Genomic DNA, 14729 nt, shown 5'->3' on the forward strand with positions numbered 1-14729 from the left:
TCCCGCGCCCGCGTTCCGCGCCGCTCGACCGGCCGTCGACCCCGTGGGGGTCGGCGGCCGGTCGCGTGCTACCCCGGGAGCCCCGGGAGGCGGTCAGCGGAGGCCGGCGGCGGCGAGGAGGTTGCCCTCGGCGATCGACGGGAGGGCGTGGCCGCGGGCCATCCGCCGCGCCGCCCGCTCGGCGGTGAAGGCGGGCGCGCCGGCGATCGCCGCGGCGTAGGCGGCGGCCGTCCGGTGCGCGATGGCCGCCCAGCCGTACTGCTCATGGACCATGGCGCGGGCCCGCCGGGCCAGCTCGCGCGCCCGTTCGCGGTCCGACAGCAGGGCGTGCACGGCGTCGGTGAGCCCGTCCGGGTCGTGCGGCCGGAACGTCATCCCGGTGACGCCCGGCTCCACGATCTCGGCCAGCCCGCCGGTCGCGGCGACGGCCAGGGGCGCGCCCGCCGCGGCGCCCTCGAGGGCGACCATGCCGAACGGCTCGTAGATGCTCGGCACCGCGAAGCAGTCGGAGGCGGCCATCACGGCGGGCAGGTCGGTGCCGCCGAGGAAGCCCGGCATGCTGACCGTGCCGGCCAGACCGAGGCGGTGCACCTCGGCCTCCAGTTCGGCGCGGTACGGGCCGTCGCCCACGATCACCGCGCGCAGCCCGGGGTGCCGCTCGCGCAGCCGGGGGAGCCCGGCGATCAGGTGCTGCACGCCCTTCTCGTAGACCAGCCGACCGGCGAAGGTCACCAGCGGGCCGTCGCCGGCGAACCGGGCGCGGGCCTCCGCGACCGCGGCCACCGGCGCCCGCCAGCGGTGCGGCTCCACGCCGTTGGGCACCACGTCGACCCGCCCGGCCGGCACGCCGAACAGCCCGGTCACCTCGCCGCGCATGTATCCGGAGCAGACGATGACGCGGCCGGATTCGCCGGCGAGCCAGTGTTCGACGCCGTGGATGGTGCGGTTCATCTCGTCGGGTAGCCAGCCCTGGTGTCGGCCGGCCTCGGTGGCGTGGATGGTGGTGACGAGGGGGATGTCGAGGTGGTCGCGCAGGGTCATGGCGGTGTGGGCGACGAGCCAGTCGTGGGCGTGGATGACGTCGTAGGTGTCGGCTTCGGTGGCGCGTAGGGCGGCGCGGGTGAGGGTGTGGTTGAAGGCCATGGTCCAGGCGAGCAGGGAGGGGGTGGCCAGGGGGAAGGTGACGGGGTCCTCGGCGGCGCGGATGATGCGCACGCCGTCGGCGTATTCCTCCAGGGGTGCGCCGTCGGCGTGGCGGGTGACGACGGTGACGTCGTGGCCGGCGGCGGCCAGGGCCACGGAGAGGGCGTGCACGTGCCGGCCGAGGCCGCCGACCAGCACCGGCGGATATTCCCAGGAGAGCATGAGGATCCGGCGGGTCTGCGGGGGCGTGCCCGGCCCGGGCTGCGTCGGGACCTGGGGCCGGGAGGTGAGGGTGGGCCGGTGGACCCGGCCAGGGGACGTGGTGGGCTGCTCGCCGACCCGCAGGGTCGTCACATCAATCTCCGTCCATGCATGTGGGTATGCGCCGGCAGCGGTGACGGCGGAACAGTGGTGGGGGTGCCCGACGGGCCGAGTGGAGACGCGCGTACGCGCCCCGCGAACAAGCAAAGGGCATCACGCCGGATCCCGCATCTCGAAAAGGGCCAAGGTGACGGAGGACACCCGAAGGGGCATCGCAGGTCAGTCGGGCGGATACCGGTCGTCGGCCGAACGGGTGGATTGGCGGGGGAACGCGGGGGGCAATACCCGCACGCGCTCCGCCGGCCCCCGCCGTGTGGTGCGCTCATGGTGCGGCGCGCGCTCATGATCTTGCACTAGAGGAGCGACATGCAGGTCTGGCCGGGTGAGCGTTACCCCCTGGGGGCCACCTACGACGGGATGGGCACCAACTTCGCGATCTTCTCCGAGGTGGCCGAGCGGATCGAGCTGTGCCTGTTCGACGAGTGGGACACCGGGGCGGAGCGGCGGGTCGAGCTGCGCGAGGTCGACGCCTACGTCTGGCACGCGTACATCCCCGGCATCGAGCCGGGGCAGCGCTACGGCTACCGCGTGCACGGCCCGTACGACCCCGCGAACGGGCTGCGCTGCAACCCGGCGAAGCTGCTGCTCGACCCGTACGCCAAGGCCGTCGACGGCGACGTGCGGTGGGACCCGGCGGTCTACGACTACGAGCACGGCGACCCGGAGCGGATGAACACGACCGACTCGGCGCCGTTCATGCCGAAGTCGGTGGTGGTGAACCCGTACTTCGACTGGGGCAACGACTCCCCGCCCCGCATCCCCTACCACCACTCGGTCATCTACGAGGCGCACGTGCGCGGCCTGACCATGCGCCACCCCGACATCCCCGAGGAGCTGCGCGGCACGTACGCGGGCCTCGCCTCCCCGCCGATGATCGAACATCTGACGAGGCTCGGGGTGACCGCCGTCGAGCTGATGCCGGTGCACCAGTTCGTGCACGACCACCGGCTGGCCGACCTGGGGCTGCGCAACTACTGGGGCTACAACACCATCGGCTTCTTCGCCCCGCACCACGGCTACTCCGCCCTGGGCCGCCTCGGCCAGCAGGTGCAGGAGTTCCGGGGCATGGTCAAGGCGCTGCACGGCGCCGGCATCGAGGTCATCCTCGACGTGGTCTACAACCACACCGCCGAGGGCAACCACCTCGGCCCGACGCTGAGCTTCAAGGGCGTCGACAACCCCAGCTACTACCGCCTCAGCGAGGACGACCGCCGCCACTACGTCGACTACACCGGCACCGGCAACAGCCTCAACGTGCGCAGCCCGCACTCGCTGCAACTGATCATGGATTCGCTGCGCTACTGGGTCACCGAGATGCACGTCGACGGCTTCCGCTTCGACCTCGCCGCCACCCTGGCCCGCGAGTTCTACGAGGTCGACCGCCTCTCCACCTTCTTCGAGGTGGTGCAGCAGGACCCGGTGGTCAGCCAGGTCAAGCTGATCGCCGAGCCGTGGGACGTCGGGCCCGGCGGCTACCAGGTCGGCAACTTCCCGCCGGTGTGGACCGAGTGGAACGGCAAGTACCGCGACACCGTGCGCGACTTCTGGCGCGGCGAGCCCGCCACCCTGGCCGAGTTCGCCTCCCGCATCTCCGGCTCCGCCGACCTCTACCAGGACGACGGGCGCCGCCCCTTCCACAGCATCAACTTCGTCACCTGCCACGACGGGTTCACGTTGCGCGACCTGGTGTCGTACAACGACAAGCACAACGAGGCCAACGGCGAGGACAACCGCGACGGCGAGAGCCACAACCGGTCCTGGAACTGCGGGGCCGAGGGGGAGACCGACGACGAGGCGGTACGCACCCTGCGCGCCCGGCAGCGGCGCAACTTCCTGGCCACCCTGATGCTCTCGCAGGGCGTGCCGATGATCGGCCACGGCGACGAGCTGGGCCGCACCCAGCGCGGCAACAACAACGCCTACTGCCAGGACAGCGAGCTGGCCTGGATCGACTGGGACGACGCCGACACCGAGCTGCTGGAGTTCACCCGCCGGCTGGTCGACTTCCGCCGCCGCCACCAGGTGTTCCGCCGGCGGCGCTTCTTCACCGGGCTGCCCGTGCGTGGCCGGGAGGTCGACGAGCCCCTGCCCGACCTGGCCTGGTACACCCCCGACGGGCGGGAGATGACCGGCGAGGACTGGGGCAACGACTTCGGCCGCTCGGTGGCGCTCTTCGTCAACGGCGAGGGCATCCGCGAGCGCGGCCAGTACGGCCAGCGCCACGTCGACGCCTCCTTCCTGCTCTGCTTCAACGCCCACGACGCGCCGCTGGACTTCACCGTGCCCGGCCCCGAGTTCGGCCAGCGCTGGGAACTGGTGATCAGCACCGCGGAACCGGAACCGGAGAAGACCACCGTGGTCGAGGCCGGCGGCGTCCTCGGCGTACCGGACCGGTGCGTGGTGGTGCTGGAGAGGACGGCCTGACATGTCGAGCACCCCTCGGCCCGACGCGCCCCGCGTGGGCGCCACCTACCGGGTGCAGGTGCGCCCCGGCTTCGACCTGGACGCCACCGCCGACCTCGCCGGCTACCTCGCCGACCTCGGCGTCACCCACCTCTACAGCGCGCCCCTGCTGACCGCCACCCCCGGCTCGGCGCACGGCTACGACGTGGTCGACCACCGGACGGTCAACCCGGAGCTCGGCGGCGAGGCGGCCCGGCAACGCCTGCTGCGCGCCCTGCGCGCCGCCGGCCTCGGCCTGGTCGTCGACATCGTGCCCAACCACGCGGGGGTGGCCGTGCCGGCCGCCAACCCGGCCTGGTGGGACGTGCTGCGCCGGGGCCGCGACTCGGCGTACGCGAGCTGGTTCGACATCGACTGGGACCGTGGCCGGCTGCTGCTGCCGGTGCTCGCCGACACCCCGGACGCCCTCGACGACCTCAAGCTCGCCGACGGGGAGCTGCGCTACCACGAACACCGCTTCCCGATCGCCGACGGCACCGGCGACGGCGACCCCCGGCAGGTGCACGACCGGCAGCACTACGAGCTGGTCTCCTGGCGGCGCGGCGACGCCGAGCTGACGTACCGCCGGTTCTTCGCCGTCTCCGACCTGGCGGGACTGCGGGTGGAGGACCCGTCGGTCTTCGCCGCCACCCACGAGCTGGTGCTGCGATGGGCGGCCGACGGCGAGGTCGACGGCATCCGCGTCGACCACCCCGACGGGCTGCGCGACCCCTCGGCCTACCTGGCCCGGCTGCGCGCCGCCGCGCCCGACGCGTGGCTGGTGGTGGAGAAGATCCTGGAGTACGGCGAGGAACTGCCGGACTGGCCGGTGGACGGCACCACCGGCTACGACGCCCTCGCCGCCGTCTGCGGGCTCTTCGTCGACCCCGACGCCCAGGGCGACTTCACCGCCCTGGACACCCACCTCGTCGGCCGGCACACCACCTGGCAGGACCTCACCCACGACACCAGGCTCGCCGCGGCCACCCGGCTGCTGGCGACCGAGCTGAACCGCCTCGCCGCGCTCGCCGGCGACGTCGAGCGCGACGCGGCCCGGGCGGGGCTGGCCGAGCTGGCCGCCGCCTTCGCGGTCTACCGGGGCTACCCGCCGCACGGGGCACGCCACCTGGCCGCCGCCCGCGCCGAGGCCGGCCGCCGCCGCCCCGACCTGACCGGCACGCTCGACGCCCTCACCCGCCGGCTGCGCGACCCCGACGACGAGCTGGCGCAACGCTTCCCGCAGTTCACCGGCGCGGTCATGGCCAAGGGGGTGGAGGACACCGCCTTCTACCGGTGGAGCCGCTTCGTCGCGCTCAACGAGGTCGGCGGCAGCCCCGCGCACTTCGGCGTGCCGCCGGCCGAGTTCCACCGCTTCGCCGCCGCCCGGCAGGTGCGCTGGCCGGCGAGCATGACCACCCTCTCCACCCACGACACCAAGCGCTCCGAGGACGTGCGGGCCCGCCTCGCCGTGCTCAGCGAGCTGCCGGGACGCTGGGCCGACCTCGTGACCCGATGGGCGTCCCGCGCGCCCCTGCCCGACCCGGCCTTCGCGCACCTGCTCTGGCAGACCGCCGTCGGCGCCTGGCCGATCGAGCGGGAGCGGCTGCACGCGTACGCTGAGAAGGCCGCCCGCGAGGCGTCGGCGTCGACGAGCTGGACCGACCCCGACCCCGCCTTCGAACGCGCCATGCACGCCGTCGTCGACGCCATGTACGACGACCCGCAGCTGCACGCCGAGCTGACCGCTTTCGCCGCCGAGATCACCCCCGCCGGCTGGTCCAACTCGCTCGGGCAGAAGCTCGTGCAGCTCGCCATGCCCGGCGTGCCCGACACCTACCAGGGCACCGAGCTGTGGGACAACTCCCTGGTCGACCCCGACAACCGCCGCCCGGTCGACTTCGCCGTACGCCGGAACCTGCTGGCCCGCCTCGACGCCGGCCCGCCCCCGCCGGTCGACGCGAGCGGGGCGGCGAAGCTGCTGGTGGTGTCGCGGGCCCTGCGGTTGCGCCGCGACCGTCCCGAGCTGTTCACCGGCTACCGGCCGGTGCCGGCCCACGGGCCCGCCGGCCGGCACGCGGTCGCCTTCGACCGGGGCGGCGCGGTCGCGGTCGCCACCCGGCTGCCGCTCGGCCTGGCCCGCGCGGGCGGCTGGCGCGACACGGTCCTGTCACTTCCCGTTCACGAGCTGACCGACCTGTTCACCGGCCGGGTCTACAGTGGCGGACAGGTCCCGCTGGCCGACCTGCTGGCCACCTTTCCCGTCGCGCTGCTGGCTCCCACCACCGAGTCCGTGGAGGCTGCGAAATGACCGAGTTCGCGGTGTGGGCGCCGGAGGCCGCCCGGGTCCGGCTGCGCCTGCCGGGCGTCGCCGACCACGACATGCGCTCCGACACCGGAGGCTGGTGGCGGGTCGAGGTGCCCGCTGCCGGCCCCGGCACCGACTACTCCTTCCTCCTCGACGACGACGAGCGGGCGCTGCCCGATCCCCGCTCGGCGTGGCAGCCGGCGGGCGTGCACGGGCCGAGCCGGCTCTACGACCACGCGGCGTTCGAGTGGACCGACCGCGCCTGGACCGGCCGGCAACTGCCCGGCAGCGTCCTCTACGAGCTGCACGTGGGCACCTTCACCCCGGAGGGCACGTTCGACGCCGCCATCGGCCGCCTCGACCACCTCGTCGACCTCGGCGTCGACCTGATCGAGCTGCTGCCGGTCAACGCCTTCAACGGCGAGCACAACTGGGGCTACGACGGCGTCTGCTGGTATGCCCCGCACCAGCCCTACGGCGGGCCGGACGGCCTGAAACGGCTGGTCGACGCCGCCCACGCCAAGGGTCTGGGGGTGATCCTCGACGTCGTCTACAACCATTTCGGGCCCTCCGGGGCCTACGCGCCGATGTTCGCGCCGTACCTCGCCGAGCAGAGCAACCCCTGGGGCCGCACGGTCAACCTCGACGGCCCGCACTCCGACGGCGTACGCCGCTACATCCGCGACAGCGTGCTGATGTGGCTGCGTGACTACCACGTCGACGGGCTGCGGCTCGACGCCGTGCACGCCATGCCCGACAGCCGCGCCACCCATTTGCTGGAGGAGGTGGCGGCGGAGGTCGAGGCGCTCTCCACCCACCTCGGCCGGCCGCTGTCGCTGATCGCCGAGTCCGACCTCAACGACCCCCGGCTGATCAGCCCCCGCGAGGCCGGCGGCTACGGCCTGCACGCCCAGTGGAACGACGACGCCCACCACGCCCTGCACACCCTGCTCACCGGCGAGCGGCAGGGCTACTACGGCGACTTCGGCTCCCTGGAGTGCCTCACCGACGTGCTCACCGGCGCCTACTTCCACGCCGGCACCTGGTCCAGCTTCCGCAACCGCCACCACGGCCGGCCCGTCGACCGGCAGCGCACCCCCGGCCACCGCTTCGTGGCGTACCTGCAGAACCACGACCAGATCGGCAACCGGGCGACCGGCGACCGGATCTCCGCCACCCTCTCCCCGGGGCTGCTGCGCGTCGGCGCGACGCTGCTGTTCACCGCCCCGTTCACCCCGATGCTGTTCATGGGGGAGGAGTGGGCGGCCAGCACGCCGTGGCAGTTCTTCACCAGCCATCCCGAGCCGGAGCTGGCGACCGCCGTGGCCACCGGCCGCAGGCGGGAGTTCGCCGCCCACGGCTGGCCGGCCGGCGACGTGCCGGACCCGCAGGACCCGCAGACCTTCGTCCGCTCCCGGCTCGACTGGGCCGAGCTGGACAAACCCGAACACCGCGAGATGTACGAGTTCCACAAGCGGCTCATCGCCCTGCGCAAGAGCCGCCCCGACCTGTCCGACCCCCGGCTGCACGCCGTCGACGTCCGCCACGGCGACCAGTTCCTGGTGATGCGCCGAGGCGAGTGCCTGGTGGTGGCGAACCTGGCCGGGCGGGCGCAGGGCGTCTCGCTGCCGGGGGTGGTGCGGCGGGTGCTGCTGGCCACCGGCGAGGGCGTCACGGTGATGCGCGACCGGATCCAGTTGCCGGCGGAGACGGCGGCGATCGTGGCGCTCTGAGCGGCGCCCGCCACCGTCCCGTCGTTGCCCCCGCCGGTCAGCCGGCGGCCAGCACCTCGCGCAGCTTCGCCGCGAACTCGGCGGGCTTGCCCGCGTAGCCGTACTCGCCGCCGAGGAAGCCGCCGTGGTGGCTCGGGAACACCACGGCCTCCCGGCCGAGCAGCGCCGCCATGCCGACGGCCGTGCGCGCGGTGTAGGTCGTGCCGGTCTCCTCGCCGACCGCGATCACGATCCGGGTCGGCGCCGCGGTGAGCGCCGCCGCGTCGGGGCGGTAGTCCGTGATCGCCCAGGAAGCCTTCGACAGCAGCGGGTCGTCGCGGGAGCCGTCGTCCTCGGCCGGCATGCCGAACGCGGCGGGGTCGGGCGCGGGCTGGGCGAAGTAGGCCTCGGTGAACTCGCCCTGCCAGGACGTCATCGCGATGAAGGCGGCCATGCCGGCGCCAGTGCCCCCCGCCTGGTACGCCTCGTGGAAGCCGGCCCGGGCGCGCTCGGCGGCCTCGGCGTCGGGGAGCACCGCGTTGATCGGCGGCTCGTGCGCCACCAGCGTGGCCACGTCGCCGGGGTGGGACGCGACCAGTTCGAGCGCGGTCACCGCGCCGCCGCTGCTGGCGAACACGTCGACCGGGCCGGCGCCGAGCGCCTCGATCAGCAGGTGCAGGTCGGCCGCCTGCTGCTGCGGGGTGTGGTCCGACCGGCCGTCGGTGCGGACGCTGCGGCCCAGGCCGCGCGGGTCGTAGGTGACGACCGTCCGGTCGGTGAAGTGGGCGGCGAGCGCGTTGAAGCCCTCCGCCGTCATCGGCTGACCGACCATGAGCAGGGTGCGGTGCCCGCCAGCCGCCGACAGCGGACGCCGTACGTCGTAGACCAGGTCGGCGCCGGGCACGGCGAGAGTGCGGGTGTCTGTCGTCGTCATGCCGGCGAGCCTACGACCGACGGGCGACAGGTTGGGCTCGGACGCGCGGCGGCCGGTACGAGCTCCTGCCCGTCACCACGGGTGCTGCCGGGGGCGCTCCGGCTCGGTGCGAGGAGTGCGGTCGATCACCGCGCAGGGTATCGGTCCGTAGTGGCCGCCGGGCCACGCGACGTAGGAGTGTTGCCGTGCCCCCACGGGCGAGAACGGTCGTCGACCCACGGTTCGCGGCTGAGCTGCGACGGCTTCGAAAGGCGGGGGGCATGTCGCTGCGGCAGCTCGCGTCCCTCGTCAACCACGGCAAGAGCCTCATACACCAGTTGGAGACAGGACAGACGAAGCCGACCGTGGGCGTCGCGGCCCGGCTCGACGAGGCGCTCGCGGCCCAGGGCGCCCTGGCCCGGCTGGTCGCGGACGCGCCCGACGGCGGCGACGCCTGGCATACGCGACGGCGCACCAACGCCGGGCCGACGCCGCTGCGGCGCGAGCGCCGGCCGGCCTGCTCGCCGGTTACCGGCGGCTGAAGGACGCCGTCGGTTCCGGACCGATCACGGGGCCGATACGCGTCCACCTCGACACCGTGACCTGCCTGCTGCGGGACGCCCGACCCGACGTGCGGCCGAGTGTCCTCGACGTGGCCGCGCAGTGGGCGCAGTTCGCGGGCTGGCTGAGCATCGCGCGAGGCGAGGAGCGGGCGGCAACGGCGTGGCACGCGAGGGCACTGGACTGGCGACCGAGGCTGGCAACAGCGAACTCGTCGCGACCGTGTCGTCCTTCCAAGGGCACCAGGCGGAGTTGCGAGGCGACCTCCCCGCCATGATCCGGCTCTCCGACGGCCGGGGTCCGCGGGAGTGCACGAGCAGGCGGGCGGCGCGGACTGGCCCGGCCGCAACCTGGTGCATCTCGCCCTGGCACAGGCCAAGGGTGGAGACACGACGCTGGCCCGGCAGACCCTGACGACAGCCGAGTCCATCGCGACGGCCGCTGCATCCCGCCGACTGGCTCGTGAGGTGACCGAAACCGTCCACCGGCTCGGCCTGTCCGCGACCCCGTAGCGGACGCGTCTCGCCCGTGACGATTGCCGTTCGTGCCCCGGTTCTGCTTCCACACCGCATGCCCGAGAGAAAAACGCCGCTCCGAATCGAAACGGTCGGACATCCGACCCCTGGGGGCGGCAATATGGCGATTCGGCGGATGGGCTGCGATGCATTCCTGTCGACGGCCGTGAGGCCGCCTCCGCGTCCTGTCGGGCTCGCCACGGAATTGGGGGATTGAGAAGCCGGCCGGGAAGCGTCGGGGTGGACCGCTTCGTCGGAATCGAGGGCGTCCGCGCCGATGTGGCGGCGGCGCGCGCTCGGCCGTTCGTGGCTTCGCCGATCAGCCGACGGAGCGGCGTCTTTCCACTGGCCGGGCGGCCTCGCCGAAGGGCTGACGGAGGAAAAATCGCCGGGCGGCGGTAGCAGCGGAACAGATTCGCAGGCGCTGGGATTTGCGCCTTCAATGCTGAGGCATTTGCTCCGGCTGGACACTTCTGTCTGCGAAATGGCGCTCACCTTTTCGGTCGCGAAAGGGTCAGTGTCAATTACCTGGCACGGCGTCGCATTGAATTCGCGATGGGCGGTCGATACGTTTCGGTGGCCCCGATCGACCCACGACAAGGGAGAGCACTTGAAATCAACTCTGCGTTGGACCGCGACGGCCAGCCTGACGCTGGCACTGGTCCTCACCGGCTCGGCCGCCGCCCAGGCGAAACCGACCACGGCCGAGAGGAATGGCAACACCACCACCGTGGCCCGCACCAGTGACGGTCGGGCGATCACCAACGAGGCGACCGCGAGGGAGGTCGCCGCGTTCTGGACGCCGGAGCGGATGGCGGGCGCCGTCGACCTGGACATCGCCAGGCGCGCCAACGCCACCGAGTCGTCCGACCGGGTGGCGAGGCCCAACGGGCCGGCCGGCACCGTCGCGCCGGTGAAGCCGCGCGTCGCCAACGACGACGTCTCGATCCAGCTCAACGAGTCGGCGGTCGTCGGCAAGGTCTACTTCACCACCCCCGGCGGCGGCACCGCCTCCTGCTCGGCGAGCGCCGTCGCCAGCGGCAAGCGCCGGCTGGTCATGACCGCGGGCCACTGCGTGCACCAGGGTCGCGGCGGCCAGTGGTACAGCAACTGGCAGTTCGTGCCGCGCTACCGCAACGGCGCGCGGCCGTTCGGCACGTTCGTGGCCTACCAGCTCACGGCCCGCACCGCGTGGGTCAACAACAGCAGCCTCGACGAGGACATGGGCATCGCCATCATGCACAACGGCGGCAACTGGGGCCTGAAGGTCGTGGAGACGGTCGGCGGCCACGGCATGCGCTGGAACTGGGGCTACAACGTCTCCCTGATGACCGCCCTCGGCTACCCGTCGAACCTCGGCGGCGGCGAGAGCCAGTACTACTGCCAGAGCGGCACGTGGCACGCCGGCGGCCAGCAGATCCGGATGTGGTGCAACATGACCTACGGCTCCAGCGGCGGGCCGTGGCTGCAGGAATACAACGACCAGAACGGCCTCGGGTACATCAACAGCGTGGTCAGCCACGGCGACAACCCGGGCAACGGCCAGTTCGACGGCCCGTACTTCGACAACGACATCAAGAGCCTCTACGACTTCGCGGAGGGTCTCTCCCCGGCGTGAGGCGCCTGACCAGCAGAGCCCCGGCCCCGAGGGCCGGGGCTCTGCCCGCGTGCCCGAGGGCCGGGGCTCTGCCCGCGTGCTTTTTCACTTGTACCGCCCCGGGTGAGAACCACGATCATGCCGGCATGGAGTTCTTCTGCTACCACCGCGACCGGCGGGATTCCCTGGCGCTGCGCGCCGAGCTGCTCGAGGAGCACTGGTCCTACATGGACCGGTACGCGGCGGAGATGATCGCCCGCGGCCCGACCTTCGCCCCCGACGGGGAGACGCCGACCGGCAGCGTGCACATCGTCGACCTGCCCGATGCCGCCGCCGCCCGGGCGTTCGCCCTCGACGAGCCCAACTACCAGGCTGGCGCGTACCGCGACGTGCTGCTGCGCCGCTGGCACAACACGCTGGGGCGCACGATGTGGGACCTCCCCGGCGGCCGGAGCGGTGGAGACCGGTACCTGGTGCTCGGTCTCGGCGCGGGGGAGGCCGCCGACCGCGAGCCGAACGGGGACCGGGACGACCTGATCGCGTACGGGCCGCTGCTGTCCGACGACGGCGCCGCCTGGCTGGGCACGGCGGCCCTGACCAGGGCGGCGGGCCCGGCCGAGGCGCGGGCGCTGCTGACCCCGGACCGGTACGCCGACATCGAGGTGCACCTCTGGACGTTCGGCGGTCGGCGGCCCTAACCCGGGACCAACCACCCGCAGAGCGGTGCCGGACGCAGCCACCGCGCCGCTCGGCGGGGCGATACGGGACGCAACCACCGCGCCGCTCGGCGGGGCGATACGGGACGCAGCCACCGCGCCGCTCGGCGGGGCGATACGGGACGCAGCCACCGCGCCGCTCGGCGGGGTGATGCCGGACGCAAGATCCGCGCAGTTTCCCGGAATGAGTGGCCTCCCGAGGCAGGGAGGCCACTCTTTCCCGGAAGTTGTGCGGATCTTGGGAGGCACAGGGGGCCTCCCGTGCGGGCCGGCGGGCCCGGCTGCATGCCCGGCGTGCCCGGCTGCGTGCCCGTCGCGCGTCTGTTGGGCGCTTGTCGTCGGCGGGCGTCGGCGGGCGTTGGTGGGTGTCGGGCGGATCGTGGCGTTCGGCCGGACATTCTCCTGCAATGCGGACGCATCCTTGCCAGAAGAATCGACGTATTCCTATCCTCGCTGTGGAAAGCGCTTTCCAGACCCGAGCGGCGGACGCCGACGACCCCCGGAATCGGCCGGCGACCCCGAGCATTCGAGGACGAAGGTAGGCGAGGATGAGACGACCAGTCGCACTGCGGCTCCAGGCGGCGTTGGCCACGGCGGCCGTCGGGGCCGCGATCGTGGTGGCGTTGCCGACGCACCAGGCGTCGGCGGCGGCCGGCGCCGCCACCGGCTACGCGACCCGCAACGGTGGCACCACCGGCGGGGCGGGCGGGCAGACGGTACGGGCGACCACGGGCACCGCGATCCACGCGGCCCTGTGCAGCCGGGCCAGCAGCAGCACCCCGATCGTCATCGAGGTGACGGGCACCATCAACCACGGCAACACCAGCAAGGTGTCGGGCGGCAGTTGCAGCACCGCCGACGGCGTGATCGAACTCAAGCAGATCAGCAACGTCACGATCATCGGGGTCGGCAGCGGGGCCGTCTTCGACCAGGTGGGCATCCACATCCGCGAGGCCAGGAACATCATCATCCGGAACGTGACCGTCCGGAACGTCAAGAAGTCGGGCTCGCCCACGTCCAACGGTGGCGACGCGATCGGCATGGAGAGCAGCGTCCGCAACGTCTGGGTCGACCACGTCACCCTGGAGGCGTCGGGCGGGGAGTCGGAGGGGTACGACGGCCTCTTCGACATGAAGGACGACACCCAGTACGTGACCCTGTCCTACAGCGTCCTGCGCAACTCCGGCCGTGGCGGCCTGATCGGGTCCAGCGAGAGCGACCGCTCCAACGGCTTCGTCACCTTCCACCACAACCTGTACGAGAACATCGACTCCCGCACGCCCCTGCTGCGCGGCGGCGTCGCCCACATCTACAACAACCACTACGTCGGCATCCGCGAGTCGGGCATCAACTCGCGGGCCGGCGGGCAGGCGAAGGTGGAGAACAACTACTTCCGCAACTCCAAGGACGTCCTGGGCACCTTCTACACCAGCGAGCGCGGCTACTGGCAGGTGGCCGGCAACGTCTTCGACAACGTGACCTGGTCCAGCCCCGGCAGCGAGAACTACCCCGCCGGCCCCAACCCGCAGTCGAACACCACCGTCAGCGTCCCGTACCCGTACACCCTCGACGGGGCCGCCTGCGTGCCGGACGTCGTCCGCCAGACGGCGGGCGCGCACACCGGCCTGCGGGAGTCCGACGGCAACTGCTCGCCGCAGACGCCGCCGCCGACGTCGAGCAGCCCGACGCCGGGACCGACCAGCCCGACGCCGACGCCCACGGAGCCGACGCCGACGCCGACCCAGCCCGGCGGGCCCAACCTCAGCATCGGCGCCGGCTCCGACGGCTCCAGCAAGGCCGACGGGACGAGCTACGGCAACGTGCGCGACGGCAACATGAGCACCTACTGGTCGCCGGTGGGTTCGACCGGCCAGATCTCGATCAAGTGGGGCTCGGCCACCAGGGTGTCCAGGGTCGTCATCCGCGAGGCGTCCGGCGCCGTGGGCGTCATCGGCTCCTGGCGGGTCGTCAACCACGACACCGGCGCCGTCCTGGCCTCGGGCAGCGGCGCGGGCGCCGTCACCTTCCCGGCGACCTCGCTGGCCAAGATCACCTTCGACATCACCGGTTCGACCGGCACCCCGAGGGTCGCCGAGTTCGAGACGTACGCGGCGTAGCGGCGCGCTCCCGCCGCCGCCCGGGACGGCGGACCGTGCAGTCTGGGGCGGCGGGCCGGGCCGCCGGGAACCGCGGGCCGCATCGTCGGGGACGGCGGAGACCGTCCGGTGCGGAGGGGCGTCGTCCCGGGCACATCCCCGACGTGGGGCGGGGGTCGTCGGACGCGGCGGCCCCCGCACCGGGAGGTGGCCGACCGGCGCGGTTGGTGCGGGGCGCGGCCACCGCCGCTGCCGTGGCGAGCGCCGCCGACGAACTCGTCGCCGTCCCCGACCGGTCGTACCGCCGCTGACGGCGCCGGCGTGCCACGCCCCCGACACGGACGGGCG

The 14729-nt window shown here is 73.0% G+C and carries 10 protein-coding genes; 8 read left to right on the plus strand and 2 right to left on the minus strand.

Going from position 1 to position 14729, the window contains the following annotated elements; translation table 11 throughout:
• Nucleotides 1–93 precede the first annotated feature (93 nt).
• Nucleotides 94–1497: a glycosyltransferase family 4 protein gene (locus GA0070606_RS29920; protein ID WP_091106539.1), complete on the minus strand. Its 1404-nt coding sequence runs from the start codon at nt 1495–1497 to the stop codon at nt 94–96.
• Between the two features lie 333 nt (nt 1498–1830).
• Between GA0070606_RS29920 and glgX the strand changes: the two genes are divergently transcribed.
• From glgX to treZ, 3 genes are read left to right on the plus strand one after another with little or no spacing between them, the layout of a single operon-like run.
• Nucleotides 1831–3948, plus strand: a complete 2118-nt coding sequence (glgX, locus tag GA0070606_RS29925) for a glycogen debranching protein GlgX (RefSeq protein WP_091106540.1) — start codon at nt 1831–1833, stop codon at nt 3946–3948.
• A gap of 1 nt (nt 3949) precedes the next feature.
• Complete coding sequence (gene treY, locus GA0070606_RS29930) at nt 3950–6274, plus strand: malto-oligosyltrehalose synthase (protein ID WP_091106541.1); 2325 nt, start codon at nt 3950–3952, stop codon at nt 6272–6274.
• Nucleotides 6271–8004, plus strand: a complete 1734-nt coding sequence (gene treZ, locus GA0070606_RS29935; RefSeq protein WP_091106542.1) for a malto-oligosyltrehalose trehalohydrolase — start codon at nt 6271–6273, stop codon at nt 8002–8004. The genes treY and treZ overlap by 4 nt, the downstream gene beginning before the upstream one ends.
• Nucleotides 8005–8041: 37 nt before the next feature.
• Here the strand turns inward: treZ and GA0070606_RS29940 are convergent, their stop codons facing one another.
• Nucleotides 8042–8917 (minus strand): alpha/beta fold hydrolase, encoded by an 876-nt coding sequence (locus GA0070606_RS29940; protein WP_091106543.1) that lies wholly within the window; start codon nt 8915–8917, stop codon nt 8042–8044.
• A 185-nt stretch (nt 8918–9102) separates the two neighbouring features.
• Between GA0070606_RS29940 and GA0070606_RS33605 the strand changes: the two genes are divergently transcribed.
• From GA0070606_RS33605 to GA0070606_RS29960, 5 genes are all read left to right on the plus strand, one after another.
• Nucleotides 9103–9438, plus strand: a complete 336-nt coding sequence (locus GA0070606_RS33605; protein WP_281191042.1) for a helix-turn-helix domain-containing protein — start codon at nt 9103–9105, stop codon at nt 9436–9438.
• Between the two features lie 327 nt (nt 9439–9765).
• Entirely contained in the window at nt 9766–9969 is a 204-nt protein-coding gene (locus GA0070606_RS33610; RefSeq protein ID WP_245724872.1) for a hypothetical protein, read from the plus strand.
• 613 nt (nt 9970–10582) lie between these two features.
• Nucleotides 10583–11590 (plus strand): trypsin-like serine peptidase, encoded by a 1008-nt coding sequence (locus tag GA0070606_RS29950; RefSeq protein ID WP_091106544.1) that lies wholly within the window; start codon nt 10583–10585, stop codon nt 11588–11590.
• Nucleotides 11591–11715: 125 nt separating this feature from the next.
• Nucleotides 11716–12267 carry a YciI family protein gene (locus GA0070606_RS29955; RefSeq protein WP_091106545.1) on the plus strand — a complete coding sequence of 184 codons (552 nt, stop codon included), beginning with the start codon at nt 11716–11718 and terminating at the stop codon, nt 12265–12267.
• A 566-nt stretch (nt 12268–12833) separates the two neighbouring features.
• Nucleotides 12834–14402 carry a pectate lyase family protein gene (locus GA0070606_RS29960; RefSeq protein ID WP_091106546.1) on the plus strand — a complete coding sequence of 523 codons (1569 nt, stop codon included), beginning with the start codon at nt 12834–12836 and terminating at the stop codon, nt 14400–14402.
• Nucleotides 14403–14729: the final 327 nt, after the last annotated feature.

The organism is Micromonospora citrea, assembly GCF_900090315.1.
In the GTDB taxonomy this organism is placed as follows: Bacteria; Actinomycetota; Actinomycetes; order Mycobacteriales; family Micromonosporaceae; genus Micromonospora; species Micromonospora citrea.

Coding starts and splice junctions, on each gene's coding strand:
- treZ (WP_091106542.1), top strand. CDS start 6,271: ATGACCGAGTTCGCGGTGTGGGCGCCGGAGGCCGCCCGGGTCCGGCTG.
- GA0070606_RS29960 (WP_091106546.1), top strand. CDS start 12,834: ATGAGACGACCAGTCGCACTGCGGCTCCAGGCGGCGTTGGCCACGGCG.
- GA0070606_RS29955 (WP_091106545.1), top strand. CDS start 11,716: ATGGAGTTCTTCTGCTACCACCGCGACCGGCGGGATTCCCTGGCGCTG.
- treY (WP_091106541.1), top strand. CDS start 3,950: ATGTCGAGCACCCCTCGGCCCGACGCGCCCCGCGTGGGCGCCACCTAC.
- glgX (WP_091106540.1), top strand. CDS start 1,831: ATGCAGGTCTGGCCGGGTGAGCGTTACCCCCTGGGGGCCACCTACGAC.
- GA0070606_RS29940 (WP_091106543.1), bottom strand. CDS start 8,917: ATGACGACGACAGACACCCGCACTCTCGCCGTGCCCGGCGCCGACCTG.